Source organism: Anaerosacchariphilus hominis (assembly GCF_014290175.1).
In the GTDB taxonomy this organism is placed as follows: domain Bacteria; phylum Bacillota; class Clostridia; order Lachnospirales; family Lachnospiraceae; genus Laedolimicola; species Laedolimicola hominis.
On record NZ_JACOOR010000004.1, the window covers coordinates 15,573 to 32,902 of the forward strand.

General features: G+C 44.8%; 19 protein-coding genes and 1 tRNA gene. 14 read left to right on the top strand and 6 right to left on the bottom strand.

Annotated elements, in window-relative coordinates; genetic code table 11:
• Positions 1–115: 115 nt before the first annotated feature.
• From H8S44_RS07185 to H8S44_RS07200, 4 genes are all read right to left on the bottom strand, one after another.
• Positions 116–778: a hypothetical protein gene (locus H8S44_RS07185; RefSeq protein ID WP_182426774.1), complete on the bottom strand. Its 663-nt coding sequence runs from the start codon at positions 776–778 to the stop codon at positions 116–118.
• Positions 779–851: 73 nt separating this feature from the next.
• The gene (locus H8S44_RS07190) at positions 852–2,198 is read right to left on the bottom strand and encodes a relaxase/mobilization nuclease domain-containing protein (RefSeq protein WP_118530745.1); all 1,347 of its coding nucleotides are present in this window, start codon (positions 2,196–2,198) and stop codon (positions 852–854) included.
• A complete protein-coding gene (locus H8S44_RS07195; RefSeq protein WP_118408367.1) occupies positions 2,159–2,488 on the bottom strand; it encodes a plasmid mobilization protein in 330 nt (109 codons plus the stop codon). Before H8S44_RS07195 ends, H8S44_RS07190 begins: the two co-directional genes overlap by 40 nt.
• A 244-nt stretch (positions 2,489–2,732) precedes the next feature.
• Positions 2,733–3,092: a helix-turn-helix transcriptional regulator gene (locus tag H8S44_RS07200; RefSeq protein WP_025578915.1), complete on the bottom strand. Its 360-nt coding sequence runs from the start codon at positions 3,090–3,092 to the stop codon at positions 2,733–2,735.
• 223 nt (positions 3,093–3,315) lie between these two features.
• Between H8S44_RS07200 and H8S44_RS07205 the strand changes: the two genes are divergently transcribed.
• From H8S44_RS07205 to ychF, 8 genes are all read left to right on the top strand, one after another.
• Positions 3,316–3,990: a response regulator transcription factor gene (locus H8S44_RS07205; protein ID WP_022215892.1), complete on the top strand. Its 675-nt coding sequence runs from the start codon at positions 3,316–3,318 to the stop codon at positions 3,988–3,990.
• On the top strand, positions 3,978–5,300 hold the full coding sequence (locus H8S44_RS07210) for a HAMP domain-containing sensor histidine kinase (protein ID WP_055039177.1): 1,323 nt from the start codon (positions 3,978–3,980) through the stop codon (positions 5,298–5,300). The genes H8S44_RS07205 and H8S44_RS07210 overlap by 13 nt, the downstream gene beginning before the upstream one ends.
• A gap of 56 nt (positions 5,301–5,356) precedes the next feature.
• Positions 5,357–5,872: an immunoglobulin-like domain-containing protein gene (locus H8S44_RS07215; protein ID WP_118530746.1), complete on the top strand. Its 516-nt coding sequence runs from the start codon at positions 5,357–5,359 to the stop codon at positions 5,870–5,872.
• A 456-nt stretch (positions 5,873–6,328) separates the two neighbouring features.
• Positions 6,329–6,769 carry an RNA polymerase sigma factor gene (locus H8S44_RS07220; protein WP_118523597.1) on the top strand — a complete coding sequence of 147 codons (441 nt, stop codon included), beginning with the start codon at positions 6,329–6,331 and terminating at the stop codon, positions 6,767–6,769.
• The gene (locus H8S44_RS07225) at positions 6,750–7,007 is read left to right on the top strand and encodes a helix-turn-helix domain-containing protein (RefSeq protein ID WP_032509957.1); all 258 of its coding nucleotides are present in this window, start codon (positions 6,750–6,752) and stop codon (positions 7,005–7,007) included. The genes H8S44_RS07220 and H8S44_RS07225 overlap by 20 nt, the downstream gene beginning before the upstream one ends.
• Before the next feature lie 407 nt (positions 7,008–7,414).
• Complete coding sequence (locus H8S44_RS07230; RefSeq protein WP_006858659.1) at positions 7,415–7,663, top strand: excisionase; 249 nt, start codon at positions 7,415–7,417, stop codon at positions 7,661–7,663.
• A gap of 107 nt (positions 7,664–7,770) precedes the next feature.
• The gene (locus tag H8S44_RS07235) at positions 7,771–8,967 is read left to right on the top strand and encodes a tyrosine-type recombinase/integrase (RefSeq protein WP_006858658.1); all 1,197 of its coding nucleotides are present in this window, start codon (positions 7,771–7,773) and stop codon (positions 8,965–8,967) included.
• Between the two features lie 75 nt (positions 8,968–9,042).
• Positions 9,043–10,140: a redox-regulated ATPase YchF gene (ychF, locus tag H8S44_RS07240; RefSeq protein ID WP_186871882.1), complete on the top strand. Its 1,098-nt coding sequence runs from the start codon at positions 9,043–9,045 to the stop codon at positions 10,138–10,140.
• A 131-nt stretch (positions 10,141–10,271) separates the two neighbouring features.
• Here ychF and H8S44_RS07245 read toward each other — a convergent pair whose 3' ends face one another.
• The gene (locus H8S44_RS07245; RefSeq protein ID WP_186871883.1) at positions 10,272–11,078 is read right to left on the bottom strand and encodes an SseB family protein; all 807 of its coding nucleotides are present in this window, start codon (positions 11,076–11,078) and stop codon (positions 10,272–10,274) included.
• Positions 11,079–11,274: 196 nt separating this feature from the next.
• Between H8S44_RS07245 and H8S44_RS07250 the strand changes: the two genes are divergently transcribed.
• Entirely contained in the window at positions 11,275–11,910 is a 636-nt protein-coding gene (locus H8S44_RS07250) for a DedA family protein (RefSeq protein ID WP_186871884.1), read from the top strand.
• A gap of 41 nt (positions 11,911–11,951) precedes the next feature.
• On the opposite strand, the gene H8S44_RS07255 is transcribed toward H8S44_RS07250, so the two are convergent.
• A tRNA-Arg gene (locus H8S44_RS07255) sits at positions 11,952–12,024 on the bottom strand.
• Between the two features lie 231 nt (positions 12,025–12,255).
• Between H8S44_RS07255 and H8S44_RS07260 the strand changes: the two genes are divergently transcribed.
• The 5 genes from H8S44_RS07260 (at position 12,256) to H8S44_RS07280 (ending at position 17,328) form a co-directional block, all read left to right on the top strand.
• On the top strand, positions 12,256–13,146 hold the full coding sequence (locus H8S44_RS07260; RefSeq protein ID WP_186871885.1) for a DUF5688 family protein: 891 nt from the start codon (positions 12,256–12,258) through the stop codon (positions 13,144–13,146).
• A gap of 203 nt (positions 13,147–13,349) precedes the next feature.
• Positions 13,350–14,384 carry an SH3 domain-containing protein gene (locus H8S44_RS07265; protein WP_186871886.1) on the top strand — a complete coding sequence of 345 codons (1,035 nt, stop codon included), beginning with the start codon at positions 13,350–13,352 and terminating at the stop codon, positions 14,382–14,384.
• Between the two features lie 74 nt (positions 14,385–14,458).
• On the top strand, positions 14,459–14,893 hold the full coding sequence (locus tag H8S44_RS07270; protein WP_186871887.1) for a hypothetical protein: 435 nt from the start codon (positions 14,459–14,461) through the stop codon (positions 14,891–14,893).
• A gap of 202 nt (positions 14,894–15,095) precedes the next feature.
• On the top strand, positions 15,096–16,430 hold the full coding sequence (gene gdhA / locus H8S44_RS07275; protein ID WP_186871888.1) for an NADP-specific glutamate dehydrogenase: 1,335 nt from the start codon (positions 15,096–15,098) through the stop codon (positions 16,428–16,430).
• Between the two features lie 133 nt (positions 16,431–16,563).
• Positions 16,564–17,328 (top strand): pseudouridine synthase, encoded by a 765-nt coding sequence (locus H8S44_RS07280; RefSeq protein ID WP_186871889.1) that lies wholly within the window; start codon positions 16,564–16,566, stop codon positions 17,326–17,328.
• Positions 17,329–17,330 lie beyond the last annotated feature (2 nt).

Sequence of the window (17,330 nt, forward strand, 5' to 3'; positions counted from 1 at the left end):
ATTTACGGGGCATAACAGACACGAAACTTGCATAAGCGATACGGAATACCTTTTCTCTTAAAATCGGGGTTCTACTGCGTAACAGATACTAAATACAAAACAGGGCGCGGACAGCCTATTGTTGGCTGTCTGCACCCTGTTCTTTTATTCGTTGTTCAACACTATCATCAATTTTAGAAATATCAATAAAACGTATCATTGATTTGTTTAATTTGTCTACGCTGTTTTTAAATTCGTCTAATTCGGAAATATAATCTAATATTCCTCTATATTCTTCAAAGTCAATAGATATTTTTTCTTTGTACTTCCGTTTGTATTTTCCTGTTTTGGAATAACAGTAGTTGATTTCCACCTCTTTTACTTCAAATTTCTTCAAAATATCAAAAACATTTACATCAAAAGATATTACCCACTGGCGATTTGGAAAAACAGCTATATTAGTTTTGCTTTTCTTATTAAGTCGTTCTTGTACTTCGGGAGAAAGTTGTTGTGTGAAATTTTTGCTAAATTCTAAACTTTTTATTTCTAAAGGACAAGAGCCAGTGTTTCTTAATACAATACACGCTAAAGTTGAGCGAACTAATTCAAAAGAAATTTGAAGATAGGGGCGATTTTTTTCATGCCGTTCTACTAATAGAAAAGCAATCGTAATCCATGCAGCTACCAGAGCAAAAAATGCAATAATTGTATCCTCACTTGGAGCTGAGTTAAGCTTTTCCACTGCTTCAACCAACCGTTGTAATAATTCTTTTGTTTCCAACAATATTTCATTTTCCATAAAAGCACCTCACGATTACTTAATCTATTGCAAATAATTATAGCAAATTAAGAATAAGTAAACAATTATAACTTTATTCCCGTTCCTTTCCTTTCTCCCGTTCCGGCTCTTTCCCCTGCCGCAAAATGCTGTCTATGTTCTGTTTGATAACGTCGTATTCCTTGACCTGTTTTTTCAGATTTCCATAATCAGCGTAAAGGGCTTCTTTCTGCGCTTGGAGTTTCCCGTATTCTTCCTGCATGGCGGCAAGATTGGGGAGCTTGGTAACGCCCGCCGCTTTCAATGCCTTTGCCGCCGCTTCATGGAGTATCAGACTGCTTTCCTGCTTTGCCCGGTATGCGTCCTTATCCTTTACCCTGCGGTATGCTTCATAAACAGGTTTTGTCTTTTGGTAGGTGGTAACGTGCTTCATCAGCACCGCCATATCTGTAAGACGCTTTTCCACGCTCTTTAATGCGTCTGCTGTCTTTACATTTTCCGCATTTATTTCCTCAATCCGGCTGATTAAATCTGCGTACTGCTCAATCTTATGTTCTGTCAAGAAATTCATAGTCTTTGCAGCCAGTTTCAGATTATGGATTTTCGCCCACTGTTCATAGCCCCGGCTCTCTTGTGCTTTGATACTGTTTTCAATGTCAATAAGCAACGATACGCCGCGCTGCTCTTTGGGAGCTTTCGCCGCCTTTGTGCGCTTGCCTGCAATCCGTTCTTTGATTGCTTCCGCTGTATAGTCTGCACCGAGAGTTTTTAAGCGGGTAAACCGTTCCTGTCCGGGAGCGCGACAGGAGATATATTTTCCCGGCTTTATTTCATAGCCTGCCGCCTGTAACCGCTGCAACAATTCTTCAAAACTTGCCACTTGGGGGATAAGTGTATCAACGGCAATTTTCAGCTTGCCTTTCCAACTTGTACCGACCTTTTCCGCTTGATATTCTGCATAGCTTTTTCCCTTGCTGCCTTTGCCCGGAACGACAACAGACAGCCCGTTTTCCCGACACAGCTTATCGCTCATGTTCCGTATGCCGTAGTAGCTGCGCTTATTGGAATTGTATTTATGGTAGTCAACAAAATTGACCGCACAAAAAATGATATGGTTATGGATATGCCCTTTGTCTATGTGGGTAGTTAAGACGTATTCATGCTGTCCCTTTGTTACCGCGTCGGCAAGCTGCTTTCCGATAGCATGGGCTTTCTCATAGTCTACTTCTCCCGGCTCAAAGGACTGTATCAAATGGTGGGCGAGATTGTTCCCTTTCTCTATGGCTTGTGCAAGCGTAAATCCGAACTCAATGTCTGCCGTTTCATAGCTGCACCCAAAGGAGGACACAAGCATTTTCCCGTCTGTTTTATCCGGGTTTTGGATATAGTCAAGGGCTTTGCTCAACGTGCTTTTAATAGGCTTAATCTTTGTAACCGCCATATCTCCGCAAGCACCCCCTTTATTTCCTCTATGTCCTCTTGGTAGACGCTGCCTGTCGCATTGACACGCTTTGCAATCTGATTGATGTTGACCCCGATTTTCTGTATCTCTGCTGTCATGGCTTTTATGTCGCTATGGTCTGTCTGAATGATATACCCGTCAATGGCAATCTTGCGAAGATACGCCGCCATGTTCCGGGTGGGGACGAGCTTCATTTTCTGTTCAATCAATGTCCTTTCTTCCTCTGTTACATAGAATTTGATTTGTATTTTTCTTTTGCGTCCGTTCATGCAATCGCTCCTTTCCATTCCGAGGGTTTGGGACACTTCCCAACAAGCAATTTTCAACCGACACACCGCAGGACGGGAGGGCGAAAATACGGAAAAGGGTACTCTTTTCCTATGCTTGCTAAGAAAGTTTTTTCCTCACTTACCACTACAACGAAACTTCCAGTATGCCAAAAAAAGTGCAAAAGAAAAACGCCGCAATCCTGCGACGCTTCAATCACTTTATGCAGACAAAAACGAGGGAACTTTATTCCCCCGTCCTGTCGTTGTTGGCTTCCTCTATGCCTTTTGCAGTAGCAGACATGATTTTTAAGTCCGTTTCGCTCATAGTGTCAAGCATGGTATCGAGCTGACGGCGGCGTGTGGACTTCTCCTGTTCCCGTTCCGGGAAAAAGAACTGGTCTACTGATACGTCAAGCAGGGTTACAAGCTCATACAAAATCTGTAAACTTGGGTGCTGCCCGCTGTTCTCAATGGACGCGATATATCGGGGCGCAATATTCAGCGTGTCGGCTAACTGATTGCGTGATATTCCCTTTGCTTTTCTTGCTGCTTTAATGGCTTGTCCGAAAGCCTTAAAATCAAATTTCTCTTTACTCTGCTTCATAATCATTTCACCCAGTTACATTTTACCGTTCACCTTTCTTTCAAGATATGAGTACACATATCATAGTATTGATAGTAATAGAGCATAAAACGTGCAGAGTAAGGTTGCTATCACTCATACTGCCATATATAATATCTAATGACATCGAAAATTAAAGAAATTGATTAGAAATAGATTTTTGTTTGATAATCTTAAATCAGATATTTACAAGGGAGGTATATTTATGGCGCAGAGTATTTTAATTGTAGACGATGAAAAAGAAATTGTATCAATGCTGTATTGCTATTTCAGCAAACTTGGATATACGGTATATACTGCAACAGCAGGAAATGCTGCATTAAAAGAAGTAGAAAAAAAACCTGACATTATTTTGTTAGACGTTAATATGCCAGATATTGATGGATTTACTGTTTGTGAAAGAATACGGGATTATGTTTCATGCCCTATAATTTTTTTAACAGCACGCATTGAAGATAGTGATAAAATAAAAGGATTTTCTATTGGCGCAGACGACTATGTAATAAAACCATTTTCTGTTGATGAATTAGAAGCTCGCATTGCAGCACATCTTCGCAGAGAAAAAAGACACAATACATCTTCAAAGGTGCAATTTGATGAAGATATGGTTATAGATTATTCCTCACGTATTGTGTTTTATCATAATAAGGATATGGCTTTTACCAAAAAAGAATTTGATATAATATCTTTCCTTTCGCAAAACAAAGGAATTGTTTTTGACCGGGAAACTATTTATGAAAAAGTTTGGGGATTAGACGGCATTGGTGATAATACAGTTGTTACAGAACATATCAGACGTATTAGGGCAAAATTTTTATCTTTAGGCGATAGACCTTACATTGAAACTGTTTGGGGGTGCGGATATAAATGGAAAAATTAAAGAGAAGCAGATTGTTCAATCGGTTAAATAGCATGAGTATTAGAATGTCCTTTGTTCTTTATGCTTTGTTTTCGTTGTTGATTGGAATAATTATTTGTATATTTTTAATTTCAATGGTTGACAGATACAGAATAAATTTAAACTATAAGTATGAAAATATGTCAACAAGGTATGATATACCGGAAAATGGCTCATTTACCGCCACTTATAGTAATGACCAAACAAAATATACAATATTTGACACGAAAGGAAACGAGATATGCAAGTTCAATGTTGATTATCAAAAAGAACGCCCAGTACACGAATATGTCTATCCGAACCATGTTTCATATATCGAAGTTTTACCTAATTTTACAAGCCGGGATAGGCTTATTGACAGTGCTTTAGGTTCATTAAATATTGCAATTATTCCTATCGTATTATCTATTAGTATGATATGTTGTGTAACATTTTTTTATAAAAAAAAATTATCAAAACCCATTAAGCTATTAACTAATGCGTATCATAAAATTGAAGCAAATGACTTAGATTTTACATTATCATATCCATTAAATGATGAAATGGGGAAACTCTGTCACGCCTTTGAAAAAATGAAAGATTGTTTGTCGAAGAATAATGAAACTATGTTTAGACAATTTGCTGAACAGCGCCGTTTGAATGCTGCTTTTTCACATGACTTACGCACTCCTTTGACTTTACTAAAGGGTCATGCTACTATGTTGCTTTCCTTTATTCCCAAAGGCTTAGTATCACAAGAAGAAATATTAGACGAAATATCAGTAATGTCAAAAAATATTTCACGTCTTGAAAAATATGTAAATGCTATGACGAACTTATACAGGTTAGAGGATATTGATATTCCACGACAACAGATTACATTTCATTCACTTATTGATAATTTTAATAACACAGCAGAAGCACTTTGTTATGACAAACATTTTTCAATTACTGCAAGCGGTGATAATATAACCTTGTTTATCAATTTAGATACAGTCATGCAGATTTATGAAAATTTACTCTCTAATAGTATTAGATATGCAAAAAGTGATATTGCTATTAGCGTAGTAATAGAGAATAATAATTTGGTTATATCTGTTTCAGACGATGGTTGCGGGTTTAAAAATATTGAGATTGAAAAAGCAACATTACCATTTTATAAATCATCAAAAGATATATCTACTGAACATTTGGGGTTAGGGCTGAATATTAGTAAGATTTTAAGTGAAAGACATGGCGGAAATATCCAAATTGCTAATAATAAAGCAGGGGGAGCATGTGTTACAGTGAAAATAAATTGCAATGAAAGTTGATTGAAAATAGACATTTTATTGCTATTATAAATTTAAAAGAAAGGAGATAATGACAAATGAAAAAAATAATATGTATGTTTCTAACTTTATTGCTATCGGTGTGTATTGTTGGGTGTAGTCAAACAAAGGACAGTGATAATCATGTAGTACAAGATTATTCCGAAGAATATGAGGTTTCTCCTTATGGAAGTGAAGAAGCACTTGACACTTTGGACGATTTGAAAATTTCAATGAGTGCAGAAAAGGATTTAGACTTAAAACACCTTTCATTTATAATAGAAAATACTTCTGATAAAGAATACCGATATTCACCAAATTATTTTGAAATAGAAACTGAACAATCCGGCACTTGGTATCAACTTGAACAGCTTGATGACCCTTCAAAGAGCAATGAAAAGGATTGTTTTATTAAGCCTAACGAACGATTAACATTAGAAATTGATGTTAAAAGTTTTTATGGAGAATTGCCTGCTGGACACTATCGTTTGATTAAACAATTTGCGTTCTTTGAAAGTGAAAGAGATTGGGATTACGATACATATAATTTATCTTGCGAATTTACGATAAAGTAAAAATTCTCTACTTCATAAGCATGAAATAAAAAAAACCGCTTATGAAGTAGAAAGTTCTCATGCCATTTTAACGGCGGTTTTGAAATAACAATCAAAACCGTCGTTTTCTTTTGAAAATCTAAAACAGAGGACATATTAAAATCCTGCTATTTGGGGACACGACGGTATCAAGGAGGTATCGCCATGTCCTTTTTTCTATACCCTAATGGGTTACTATCAAAAAAAGCCATTATCCACCGACGGGGTATTCCGGCTATGTAGATGAACTATCAAATCAATCAAATACTGCTGTTATTTCCTATGCGTCTGTCTGCATTTTGCAGGCAGGCGCATTTCGCATTTTACAGAAGATTTTTCAAAAACTTTGCCCTCTTTTTGGCAAAGCAAAAAGTCGCCTGTATTATCCCGCGAAAAGGGGAGGTACTACCGCCTTTCGGCAGAAAGGAGGTGAACACCATGACACCTAATCGCAGGGAATTTGAAAAGCAATGTACGTTTCAAAAGTTCTGTAAATCAGTGCTGCACAATGAAGCGTGCAACGCCCATGAAGAAATTCGTCGGCGCAGAGTTCGGGAAGTTACTTTTTCCGACCTTGCCTTGTATGAGGAACGGCAGCTTTATACCGTCGATAAGTATTTTCAAGATGAAGAAGCAGAGCCGTCTTATCAAATGGCAGGAAAAGAAATAACCCCAAAACTGCTACTTGAAGCTATCCGGGCTTTACCCGAAGAACGGCGCAAAATTGTACTGCTGTATTACTTTGAGGGATTGACTGATATAGAAATCGCAAAGCAGCTCAATATCTCAAGAAGTACGGTACAGTATCGCCGGACAAGCTCCTTTGAGCAGTTAAAAAAATATTTGGAGGAAAACGCTGATGAATGGATTGAATGGTAATCAAAACGACTACCCGGAAAATGCCCTTGTTCCCTATCCCGTTATTTTGGCGGCGAGCAAAGGCGACCCGGATGCAATGAAGATTGTATTGCAGCATTTCAGCGGCTACATAGCAAGTCTTTCCATGCGGAAGCTCTATGATGAGCGAGGAAATGTTTATTTTGGAGTAGACGAAGAAATACGTGAAAGGCTGCAAGCAAAACTAATGAGGGCAATCCTCACATTTAGGGCTGAATAAAGCAACGCGGTATTGGAACGCTTCCCCCTTTTCCGTTCCATATCGCAGAACAGCCCCCTGCTCTTTGACAAAGAAAGCGGCGCAATAGAACGGCGACGCAGTATAAGGCAAATCGGATACATTCGATATATGGGGAGCCGTTGGGCTGATACGCCATGACCGAAAGGAGGGACAAAACGAGCGAGAATTATCAGTGTTCCAAAGCAGACTTAGCAACTCTGCCGCCACAATCCATATATCGGTATAATGATACTCCTTTACCGCCGTAGTCCGAGCGTTAGAAGCGTCGCAGGCAACGGGTAGAGCTGCATGAGAACCATGCGGAAGTGAAATTCTTGTGAGGTTTGCTAAGACCGTCTGACGAGCCTATTTTTTGTTAAATTGAAAAAAGATAGGGGGAAATTCTAATGAATAAATCAAATAGCAGTGAAGAAAAAGAACTGCATTTATATAAGGAAACAGAAGTAAAAGTTCCTATTCATTTGAAAATAACATTAACAATAAAGGAAGCGGCTGAATATAGCAACATAGGTATCAATAAGATTGACTCCATGTTAAAACAGCCAAACTGCCCTTTTGTTTTATATGTTGGAACACGAAAGTTAGTGAAGCGTAAAGAATTTGAGGAATACATTCGCCGAGAATTGATTATATAGCCTTTAATAGCTGAAATATTTGTCTGTTAAGATTGAAAAAACGGAGTCCTTGTGATATACTTTATATTTGCGTTGGACTCTTTTTTTTAACGTGAAAGGAGTCCGTCATGGGAAAAAATTTAAAAGGCAAAGAGTGTGGAAAAGGTATTTGTCAAAGAAAGGACGGTTTGTATTTCGCAAGATTTTATGCTAAAAATGGTGCGCGTCAAAATGGATATTTCAAAACGCTGCCCGAAGCAAAAAAATGGCTTGCTGACGCAAAGTATGAAGATACACATAATCTAATCGTTACTGCGCCTGATATGACAGTAGACAAATGGTTCAATTATTGGATTGATAATATCATTTGTGACCTTGCGCCAAATACGATAAGAAATTATCGTGAGCGTTACGAAAAAAATATTCAACCATTGATAGGAACTATGTGTATAGCTGATGTAAAACCTATGCACTGTAAAGCTGTCTTAAATCGAATGGAAACAGAATATGCAGGCTCAACAATCCGGCAGACCTATATTTCAATGGGAACTATGTTCAAATCAGCAGTTATGAATGATATTATTGCAAAGCACCCTATGAATGGTGTTCGATATACGAAACCAGTCCGGGCAGTAGATGATATTAAATACTTAACCGTTGAGGAACAGGAAAAGTTTCTTGAAGCCGCAGAGCGTTCTCATAATTATAGACAGTATGCTTTGTTATTAGAAACGGGTTTGAGAACGGCTGAATTGATTGGTCTGACATGGGACGCTATTGATTGGAAAAAACGTACTTTAACTGTAAATAAGAGTTTAGAGTATCGACACAGCCGGAGATATTGGCGTGCCGGTCCGCCTAAAACGAAAAAAAGTTATCGCACTATTCCGCTTACAGAACGCGCATATACAATCCTAAAAAGTTGTTATGATGAAAAAGATACCCGGAAAGAGTCTGAAATGCTTTCACAGATTTTGGAGTACACAGACAGCAGAACGGGAGAAAAGAAATGTCTTGTCATGCGGGATTTGGTATTTATCAACTGGCGAACAGGAGAACCTGCTAAAAACAGTTCCTACGATACACATTTATATAAATTGTGTGATGAAGCTGGTATTAAGCGTTTTTGTATGCACGCCTTACGACACACTTATGCTACACGCGCGATTGAACGCGGCGTACAACCTAAAGTTTTACAGCAACTATTAGGACACGCAAGTATTAAAACAACAATGGACAGGTATGTCCATGTTACGGACGAGTCCCTTGCAAAAGCTGTTCAGCAATTTGAAGCAGCTACACCCACAGTTGAAAAAAGGGTGTAAAAAGGGTGTAATAAAAATATAGAGAAAGGCGAAAACCCGCATAAATAAAGGGTTTTCGGAAAGGTAAAGATAAAAATGAAATTAGGTATCGTGGGTCTGCCGAATGTCGGCAAGAGTACCCTGTTTAATTCTTTGACCAAGGCAGGCGCGGAGTCTGCAAACTATCCCTTCTGTACCATCGATCCCAACGTGGGCGTGGTGGCGGTGCCCGACGCCCGTCTGGGACTGCTGGCGAATATGTACCATTCCGCCAAGGTGACCCCTGCAGTCATCGAGTTCGTGGATATCGCAGGTCTGGTGAAGGGCGCGTCCAAGGGCGAAGGCCTGGGCAACCAGTTCCTGGCAAATATCCGTGAGGTGGATGCCATCGTACACGTGGTCCGTTGCTTCGAGGATCCCAATGTCATCCATGTGGACGGCAGCGTAGATCCTATCCGGGACATCGAAACCATTAATCTGGAGCTGATCTTCTCCGATCTGGAGATTCTGGAGCGGCGTATCTCCAAGACCGTCCGCGGCGCCCGGAACGACAAGGCCCTGGCCAAGGAACTGGAGCTTCTGAACCGCCTGAAAGCATGGCTGGAGGACGGGAAAATGGCGTCCGGCTTCACCACCGACGACGAGGACGAGCAGGCATGGCTTTTAAGCTACAATCTGCTGACCTACAAGCCGGTGATCTTTGCGGCAAATGTAGGCGAGGATGATCTGGCCGACGACGGCGCTTCCAATCCTCATGTGGAGGCTGTCCGCAAGTATGCAGCCGAGAATGGCAGCGAGGTCTTTGTGATCTGCGCCCAGATCGAGGAGGAGATCTCCGAGCTGGACGATGATGAAAAGTCCATGTTCCTGGAGGATTTGGGTCTGAAGGAGTCCGGACTGGACAAGCTGATCCGCGCAAGCTACCATCTGCTGGGTCTTATCAGCTACCTGACCGCAGGGGAGACCGAGACCCGCGCATGGACCATCACCCGGGGAACCAAAGCGCCCCAGGCAGCAGGCAAGATTCACTCTGACTTCGAGCGTGGCTTCATCCGCGCCGAGGTGGTAAACTATCAGGATCTGCTGGACTGCGGCAGCTACTCCGCAGCCAAGGAAAAGGGTCTGGTGGGTCTGGAAGGAAAGGACTACGTGGTCAAGGACGGCGATGTGATCCTGTTCCGGTTTAATGTATAAAAGATAGCAAGTATAAAATGCAGTAAGATAAAAAGACTGCGGTTCCACCATCAGGACAGAGGTTGGAACCGCAGTCTTTTTTTCTTTTTTTGAAATTTCAGTTGAGCCGGGGTGGCGGAACAGCCTGCAGGTTATGACTGTTTTATCAGCGTTTCCACCCGGTCTTTCGGCAGCATCAGGTTAAAGCCCATGGGGTTCAGCACATAGCCGCGGATATCCTGAATAAGGGAGGGGATCAGCTTCTGGAAGGGAAGGGCCAGAGGTTGCAGCTTCCGGGGATTTTTAACCCGGAATTTCTCAAACTCCCAGAGATCCGAGAAGATGGGCTGCATTGTATCGCTGGACTGGTTCTTCAGGAAGGGAAGCTTCAGATCCGGGTTGGGCTTGGACAGATCCGGTGTCCCTTTCACGTCAGTGGTGTCCAGCGCCACGATAAAGCGGGAACGGAGCAGATTGGCGATAAGCTCCTGCTCCAGTTCCCGGAGCTTTGAAGTCCGCTCAGGAGAATTTTCCACGTCCGGACGGCGCAGTTCCTGCAGAAAATATACAGCGGTCATCTGCAGGGAATCGTTCATGACCGGAGCCATACCGGGTTTCTGTTCAGGCTTTTTGATGGTTACGATGGAGGCCAGAGGCAGATAGCAAAGGCCGGAGCCGTTGTGGAAGGCCACCCGGTTCACGCCCGTGAGATAGAGGCCGGTGTAGAGGGCCTGCATTTTCACCCGGTCAAAATTGGCCACGGTGACGGGATAGCGGTCTGCGTTCAGCTTTTCCGCCATGGCATTGGCATCCGCCTCCTCGGTAAAAATGAAAATCTGATCGTCGAAGGTTTCGGCGTCACATTCTGTATAGGGAAGATTCGTGGCCCGGGACATCAGCGAATAAAAATGATCAAGCTTCTGTAAATTCGATATCATCAGTCGATTGTCTGTTTCCATTCTGAAAACCTCTTTTCTGCCGCCGGAGACGGCCATAATTATTATTATTTTAACAGAAGAAAGTTCGCTTGAACAGTGCCCTTGAAAAATATTCAGAAAATCTTTGAAAATCTTCAGGAGGAAGCGGGAAAAGAACAGGGATGATTCCGGTTTTCCCTGCATAAAATGAGGCAAGAGCAAGGCAGGAGGCGAAAAAGTGAAAAGCTTTGTGCTGGGAGTCATGGAGCAGTATGGATATCCGGGGATCTTTTTCCTGATTTTGCTGGAAAATCTGTTTCCTCCCATACCCTCGGAAGTAATTCTGCCTTTTGGCGGCTTTCTGACCATTCACACGGGGCTTACCCTGGCGGGGACCATTTTCTTTTCCACGCTGGGTTCCCTGGCGGGGGCGGCGGCACTCTACGGAGTGGGACGGATTCTGGATGAGAAAAGGCTGAGGCGTCTGGTATCAGGGAGAGTGGGAAAAGTTCTCCGTCTGAAAGAGGAGGATATCGGGAAGGCAGACGACTGGTTCCGGAAAAGGGGAAAAAAGACGGTGTTTTTCTGCCGTTGTGTGCCGGTGGTCCGAAGCCTTATTTCCATTCCGGCGGGCATGAGCCGTATGGCGCTGCCGGAATTCTTCCTGTATACTACGGCGGGCACAGTGATCTGGAATACGTTGCTCATTTCCCTGGGGGCTTTTATGGGAGAGTCCTGGGAGTATATTACCTTCCTGGCGGGGGAGTATTCTCATGTAATGCTGATTATTCTGGGCATTAGCGCCTGCAGCGCCTATCTGGGATTTCGGGGGAAACGGAAGGATGAACAAAAAAATAATAGAACAGCAAAATAGCGCCAGGCTGCTGCCTGACGCTATCCTGATCAATGTAGAAGTGCATCTGACTAGATTCGAACTAGCGACACCTGGCGTCGGAGGCCAGTGCTCTATCCACTGAGCTACAGATGCGTTTTGACTACCCGAATATTCTACAACAAAAAATGGGGGAATGCAAGTGGAAAAATAAAAAAATTCCAGTAAAAAAAGCTTGCATAAGTAAAAAAATTCCAGTATAATGACAATATCTTCCATTCAAGCGGCGGTTCGCCGCAGAATTTCCAACGAAAATACAACCGATCCGGACAGGCGGATGAAGAACGAAAGCGAACGATAAAATCAGAAGTCAGAAAGGACAAGCGTATGAATTATCAGGAATTTGTAAGTTCCGTGACGGGATTTCTGCGGGAATCCCTGCCTGGCGGAACGAAACTGGATCTGATCCCTATGGAGAAAAATAACGGGATCATTATGGATGGACTGTCCATCCGAAAGCAGGGGCATCGAGTGGCGCCCACCATCTATCTGGAGGCCTATTACCGGGAGTATCTGGACGGCTGCTCCCTTCGTGGGATCTATGAGGAGATCCTGGAGTGCTGCGAGGACTGCGAGCTGGAGGAAAACTTCGATGTAAGCTTTTTCTCGGATTATGAGAAGGTACGCCAGGGGGTGGTGTACAAGCTGGTGAATTACGAAAAGAACCGGGAACTGCTCCAGAAGGTGCCTCATCTGCCGTTTCTGGATCTGGCCATCGTATTCTACTGTTATCTACGGGAGACGCCGGTGGGAAACGCCACAGTGCTGATTCACAACAGCCATCTGAAGCTATGGGACTGTACCATGGGAGAGCTGTACCGGGATGCGAGAGCCAATGCGGGACGACTGCTGCCCGCCAGGCTGGAGGAAATGTCGGTGATGATCAAGGAGCTGTCCGGGGGTCAGGAGACGCTTGGGCAGGCGGACGTGCCCATGTATGTGCTGACGAATACGGTCAGGAGCCTGGGAGCAGTCTGTATCCTCTACGAGGGCGTATTAAAAAGCTGCGGAGATCGGTTGGGGGAGGCCTACTATGTGCTTCCCAGCAGTATCCATGAAGTGATTCTCATTCCGGCCTCGGCTGTGGAGGACACAAAGGAGCTGCAGTCCATAGTGCGGGATATCAATGAAACCCAGGTACGGGAAACCGAGGTATTATCCGACAATATCTATTATTATTCGCCCATTTCCGGGCAGCTTTCCCTGGTGGAATCATAGTAGTTTATAGTTTTTTTACGAAATAGTCACGAAATAATCACAAATAATGGTTGCCTTTTGCTTTCAAGTTTGTTACAATCGATTTGTTACGAAATTGTTACGTTTGTTAATTGTATGTAACTAATCGTAGCGTGATAAACTTTCTGTGACAGGGAATTCCAGCGGAATTACCTGTTATAGAATACAGATAGCAGGAGGCAGACATGAAATTTTCTGTAGAGCATATAAAAGAAATTCTGGATAAGGAAAAGCTGGGAAGCTGGGTCGTAGAGCATAAGCGCCAGGCAGCGGTGGGATGTATTGCCCTGTGTCTGGTGGTTGTGGCCGGAGCGAGCCTGGCCGGAAGCAGCGGAAAGAAAAAGACCGACAGCGACGGTACTGCGGTGAAGACAGCAGCGGAGCAGCAGGCAGACACGGATGGAAGCGCAGAGGCAGCGGAGAGTAACCCGTTGGAGCAGGACGCCTATCCGGAGGTGAACGACATCGTTCAGCAGTATTACGATGATATGTCCTCAGGCGATATGGAAGGTCTGGCCTCTGTAGTGGATGAGATCAGCGAGGAGGAGCAGAATCGGATTCTCCGTTCCCGGGATCTGGTGGAGGGCTACCAGAATATTTCCTGTTATACCAAAAAGGGGCTGGAAGACGGATCCTATCTTGTATTTGTATACTATGAGCTGAAGTTTTCTCAGATTGATACCCCGGCGCCGGGACTTTCCCCGTTGTATGTCTATACCAATGACGAGGGTAAGCTCTGTATTCTGAACGGAGAAGCCAGCGAGGAACTGAACGCATATGTGGAAAAGATGGCCCAGGAGGACGATGTACTTGCCCTTCGTGAGGAGGTAAAGACCAAGTACGAGGAGGCTAAGGCCGCGGACGAGAATCTGGCAAAGCAGGAAGAGCGTTATCGGAAGATCGCTCAGGATTCCGCGGAGACTGCTGTAGAGGAAGAGGAGACCACGCCGGAGGAGACTGCAGAGGAAAACCAGGAGGAACAGCCGGCGGAAGAAGCTTCAGAGGAGACTGCTTCTGAGGGCAACGCCACTGCCCAGAACCGTGAGACCCGGTTTACCGAGAGCGTCCGGCTCCGTTCCGAGCCCAGCACCGACGCGGAGAATCTGGGGACGGCATACCAGGGCGAGCATGTGACCCAGATTGAGAGCTACGACGATGGTTGGAGTAAGATCAGCTACAATGGCAAAGAGTGTTACTGCAAGACAGAGTTCCTGGAGTAAGGACAAAACTTAGAATATTCTGAAAAAATCTCCATATCCTAAAGCCATAAGGCTTTGGGAAAGGAGATTTTTTTATGCTGACAAGCGCGGATATGGCGGTGCTGAACGAGGCGTACCGCAGCAGTAAAAAGGCGCAGGAGGCCATCAATACGGTGATAAGCAAGGTGTATGACGAGGATCTGGCGCTGGATTTGAACCGACAGGCCCTGCGGTTCCAGAATTTCGAGGATCGGGTGACGGAGAAGATTCGAGATGCCAGCAGCCGACCGGAGGAGGAGACTGCCGTGGGTCGGGCCATGCACTGGACCGCCCTGCAGGCCAATACCATGCTGAATACCAGTACAGAGCATGTGGCGGAGCTGATGATCGAGGAACAGGCCGACCGGATCACGGATCTGATGAAAGCGGTGAAGAAAAACAAAAGTGCCCGAAAGGATTACTGCGAACTGGCGGAGGAACTGATGGATTTTGAAGAAAAGAACATCCAATGCCTGAAAAATTATTTATAGAAATAAGGTCTGGGAAAATTTTTTTGGATTTTGTGCAAAAAAACCTTGCAAAGGAAAAAAGATCATGGCATAATAGGCTACGACAAAGGCGTCGAAAAGAAGCGTAAAGCGCGTTTCTATTTTGGTACGCCTTTTTTTGTGCTCAAAAAGAGAGTGGTGCAAAAAAGTATACGAAAAGGGAAGATTAGAGGAGGAAACACAAATGTCTTACGTTGATGAGGTCATCGAGAAAGTCGTTACAAAGAACCCGGGCGAGCCGGAGTTCCATCAGGCAGTGAAAGAGGTTCTGGAGTCTCTGCGTCCGGTGGTGGAAGCTCATGAGGAGCAGTACCGCAAGGAAGCGATCCTGGAGCGTCTGGTTGAGCCGGAGCGTCAGATCAAGTTCCGGGTTCCGTGGGTGGATGATAAGGGACAGGTTCAGGTAAACGTAGGTTACCGTGTACAGTTCAACAGCGCCATCGGACCCTACAAGGGAGGCCTTCGTCTCCATCCGTCCGTAAATGTGGGAATCATCAAGTTTCTGGGCTTTGAGCAGATTTTCAAGAATTCCCTGACCGGACTTCCCATCGGCGGCGGCAAGGGTGGTTCCGATTTCGATCCGAAGGGCAAGTCTGACAGAGAGGTCATGGCATTCTGCCAGAGCTTCATGACAGAGCTTTACAGACATATTGGAAAAGATACCGACGTTCCGGCAGGCGATATCGGAACAGGCGCAAGAGAAATCGGTTATATGTACGGACAGTACAAAAGACTGACCGGCCTCTATGAGGGCGTCCTCACAGGAAAGGGTCTTTCTTACGGCGGATCCCTGGCAAGAACAGAGGCTACCGGCTACGGACTTCTGTACTTCACAAAAGAGATGTTGAAAGCCAACGGCATTGATATCGCAGGCAAGACCGCAGCCGTATCCGGTTCCGGTAACGTGGCGATCTACGCCATCGAAAAAGCAACACAGCTGGGCGTCAAGGTTCTGACCTGCAGCGACTCCAACGGCTGGGTATACGATCCGGAAGGCATCGATGTGGCAGCTCTGAAGGAGATCAAAGAGGTGAACCGCGCGCGTCTGACCGAGTACAAGAAGTATCGTCCGAACTCTGAGTACCATGAGGGACGCGGCGTATGGAACGTAAAGGTAGACCTGGCTCTTCCCTGCGCGACCCAGAACGAGCTTCTGCTGGACGACGCGAAGGCACTGGTTGCAAATGGCTGCATCGCAGTGGCAGAGGGCGCGAATATGCCCACCACTCTGGAGGCTACCGAGTATATCCAGGAGCATGGCCTTCTGTTTGCTCCGGGTAAGGCGTCCAACGCAGGCGGTGTAGCGACCTCAGCACTGGAGATGTCTCAGAACAGCGAGCGCCTCAACTGGACCTTTGAGGAGGTAGACGCAAAGCTTCAGAACATCATGGTAAATATCTTCCACAATGCGGCAGACGCAGCAGAGCGCTATGGTTACGCAAAGAACTATGTGGTAGGCGCAAATATTGCAGGCTTTGAGAAAGTCGTGAAGGCTATGCTTGCCCAGGGCGTTTGCTAATCACAGGATGTATTTCTTGCTTCTGACGGAAATATCCAGTATAATAGGCAGTGGTGAATGTTTCATTCACCACTGCTGTTTTTTTCGCGGAAAGCGGGCGAAAACCCGTAAAGAACACGGGCGGGAGGAGATTATGGGAGAGAATATAGAAAAGAATACAGAAGACATTCGTTTAAATAAATATCTGAGTGAAGCCGGCGTATGCAGCCGACGGGAAGCGGACAGACTGATAGAAGCCGGTAAGGTGCTGGTGGATGGGGAGCCGGCCAGAACCGGTCAGCGGATCCGTCCGGGTCAGCGAGTCCAGGTGAGTGATACTATCCTGGGCGGAGAGAAAGAAGAGCAGATACTTCTGGCTGTATACAAGCCTCCCGGTGTCATCTGCACCACAGACAGGCGGGAAAAGCGCAATATCGTGGATTATGTGGGATACCCAAGCCGCGTTTACCCCATCGGACGTCTGGACAAGGATTCGGAAGGCCTGATTCTCATGACCAACGACGGCAGTCTGGTAAATCGGATGATGCGTTCCACGAACCACCATGAGAAGGAGTATCTGGTGCGGGTGAACAAACCGGTGACGGAGCCCTTCTTAAAAAAGATGGCCTTCGGTGTGCGGATCCGGAAGGTGGAAAAGGGCGAGGTACTGCTGGATGCGGTGACGCGGCCCTGTCAGGTGGAGAAGCTGGGAAAATGCAGCTTCCGCATCGTGCTGACCCAGGGGCTGAATCGGCAGATCCGCCGCATGTGCGAGACCCTGGGCTATCAGGTGGAGTCTTTAAAGCGGGTGAGAGTTCTGAATATTGAACTGAAGGGCATGAAGCCGGGCACCTGGCGGAAGATCAACGGTGGGGAACTGGAGGAGCTGACAGAACTTTTGAAGGACTCCAGGAATTAGAA

What these genes read in the sequence shown, in the direction of transcription:
- H8S44_RS07185 (WP_182426774.1), bottom strand. Translation starts at nt 778, where the DNA reads ATGGAAAATGAAATATTGTTGGAAACAAAAGAATTATTACAACGGTTG.
- H8S44_RS07190 (WP_118530745.1), bottom strand. Translation starts at nt 2,198, where the DNA reads ATGGCGGTTACAAAGATTAAGCCTATTAAAAGCACGTTGAGCAAAGCC.
- H8S44_RS07195 (WP_118408367.1), bottom strand. Translation starts at nt 2,488, where the DNA reads ATGAACGGACGCAAAAGAAAAATACAAATCAAATTCTATGTAACAGAG.
- H8S44_RS07200 (WP_025578915.1), bottom strand. Translation starts at nt 3,092, where the DNA reads ATGAAGCAGAGTAAAGAGAAATTTGATTTTAAGGCTTTCGGACAAGCC.
- H8S44_RS07205 (WP_022215892.1), top strand. Translation starts at nt 3,316, where the DNA reads ATGGCGCAGAGTATTTTAATTGTAGACGATGAAAAAGAAATTGTATCA.
- H8S44_RS07210 (WP_055039177.1), top strand. Translation starts at nt 3,978, where the DNA reads ATGGAAAAATTAAAGAGAAGCAGATTGTTCAATCGGTTAAATAGCATG.
- H8S44_RS07215 (WP_118530746.1), top strand. Translation starts at nt 5,357, where the DNA reads ATGAAAAAAATAATATGTATGTTTCTAACTTTATTGCTATCGGTGTGT.
- H8S44_RS07220 (WP_118523597.1), top strand. Translation starts at nt 6,329, where the DNA reads ATGACACCTAATCGCAGGGAATTTGAAAAGCAATGTACGTTTCAAAAG.
- H8S44_RS07225 (WP_032509957.1), top strand. Translation starts at nt 6,750, where the DNA reads ATGAATGGATTGAATGGTAATCAAAACGACTACCCGGAAAATGCCCTT.
- H8S44_RS07230 (WP_006858659.1), top strand. Translation starts at nt 7,415, where the DNA reads ATGAATAAATCAAATAGCAGTGAAGAAAAAGAACTGCATTTATATAAG.
- H8S44_RS07235 (WP_006858658.1), top strand. Translation starts at nt 7,771, where the DNA reads ATGGGAAAAAATTTAAAAGGCAAAGAGTGTGGAAAAGGTATTTGTCAA.
- ychF (WP_186871882.1), top strand. Translation starts at nt 9,043, where the DNA reads ATGAAATTAGGTATCGTGGGTCTGCCGAATGTCGGCAAGAGTACCCTG.
- H8S44_RS07245 (WP_186871883.1), bottom strand. Translation starts at nt 11,078, where the DNA reads ATGGAAACAGACAATCGACTGATGATATCGAATTTACAGAAGCTTGAT.
- H8S44_RS07260 (WP_186871885.1), top strand. Translation starts at nt 12,256, where the DNA reads ATGAATTATCAGGAATTTGTAAGTTCCGTGACGGGATTTCTGCGGGAA.
- H8S44_RS07265 (WP_186871886.1), top strand. Translation starts at nt 13,350, where the DNA reads ATGAAATTTTCTGTAGAGCATATAAAAGAAATTCTGGATAAGGAAAAG.
- H8S44_RS07270 (WP_186871887.1), top strand. Translation starts at nt 14,459, where the DNA reads ATGCTGACAAGCGCGGATATGGCGGTGCTGAACGAGGCGTACCGCAGC.
- gdhA (WP_186871888.1), top strand. Translation starts at nt 15,096, where the DNA reads ATGTCTTACGTTGATGAGGTCATCGAGAAAGTCGTTACAAAGAACCCG.
- H8S44_RS07280 (WP_186871889.1), top strand. Translation starts at nt 16,564, where the DNA reads ATGGGAGAGAATATAGAAAAGAATACAGAAGACATTCGTTTAAATAAA.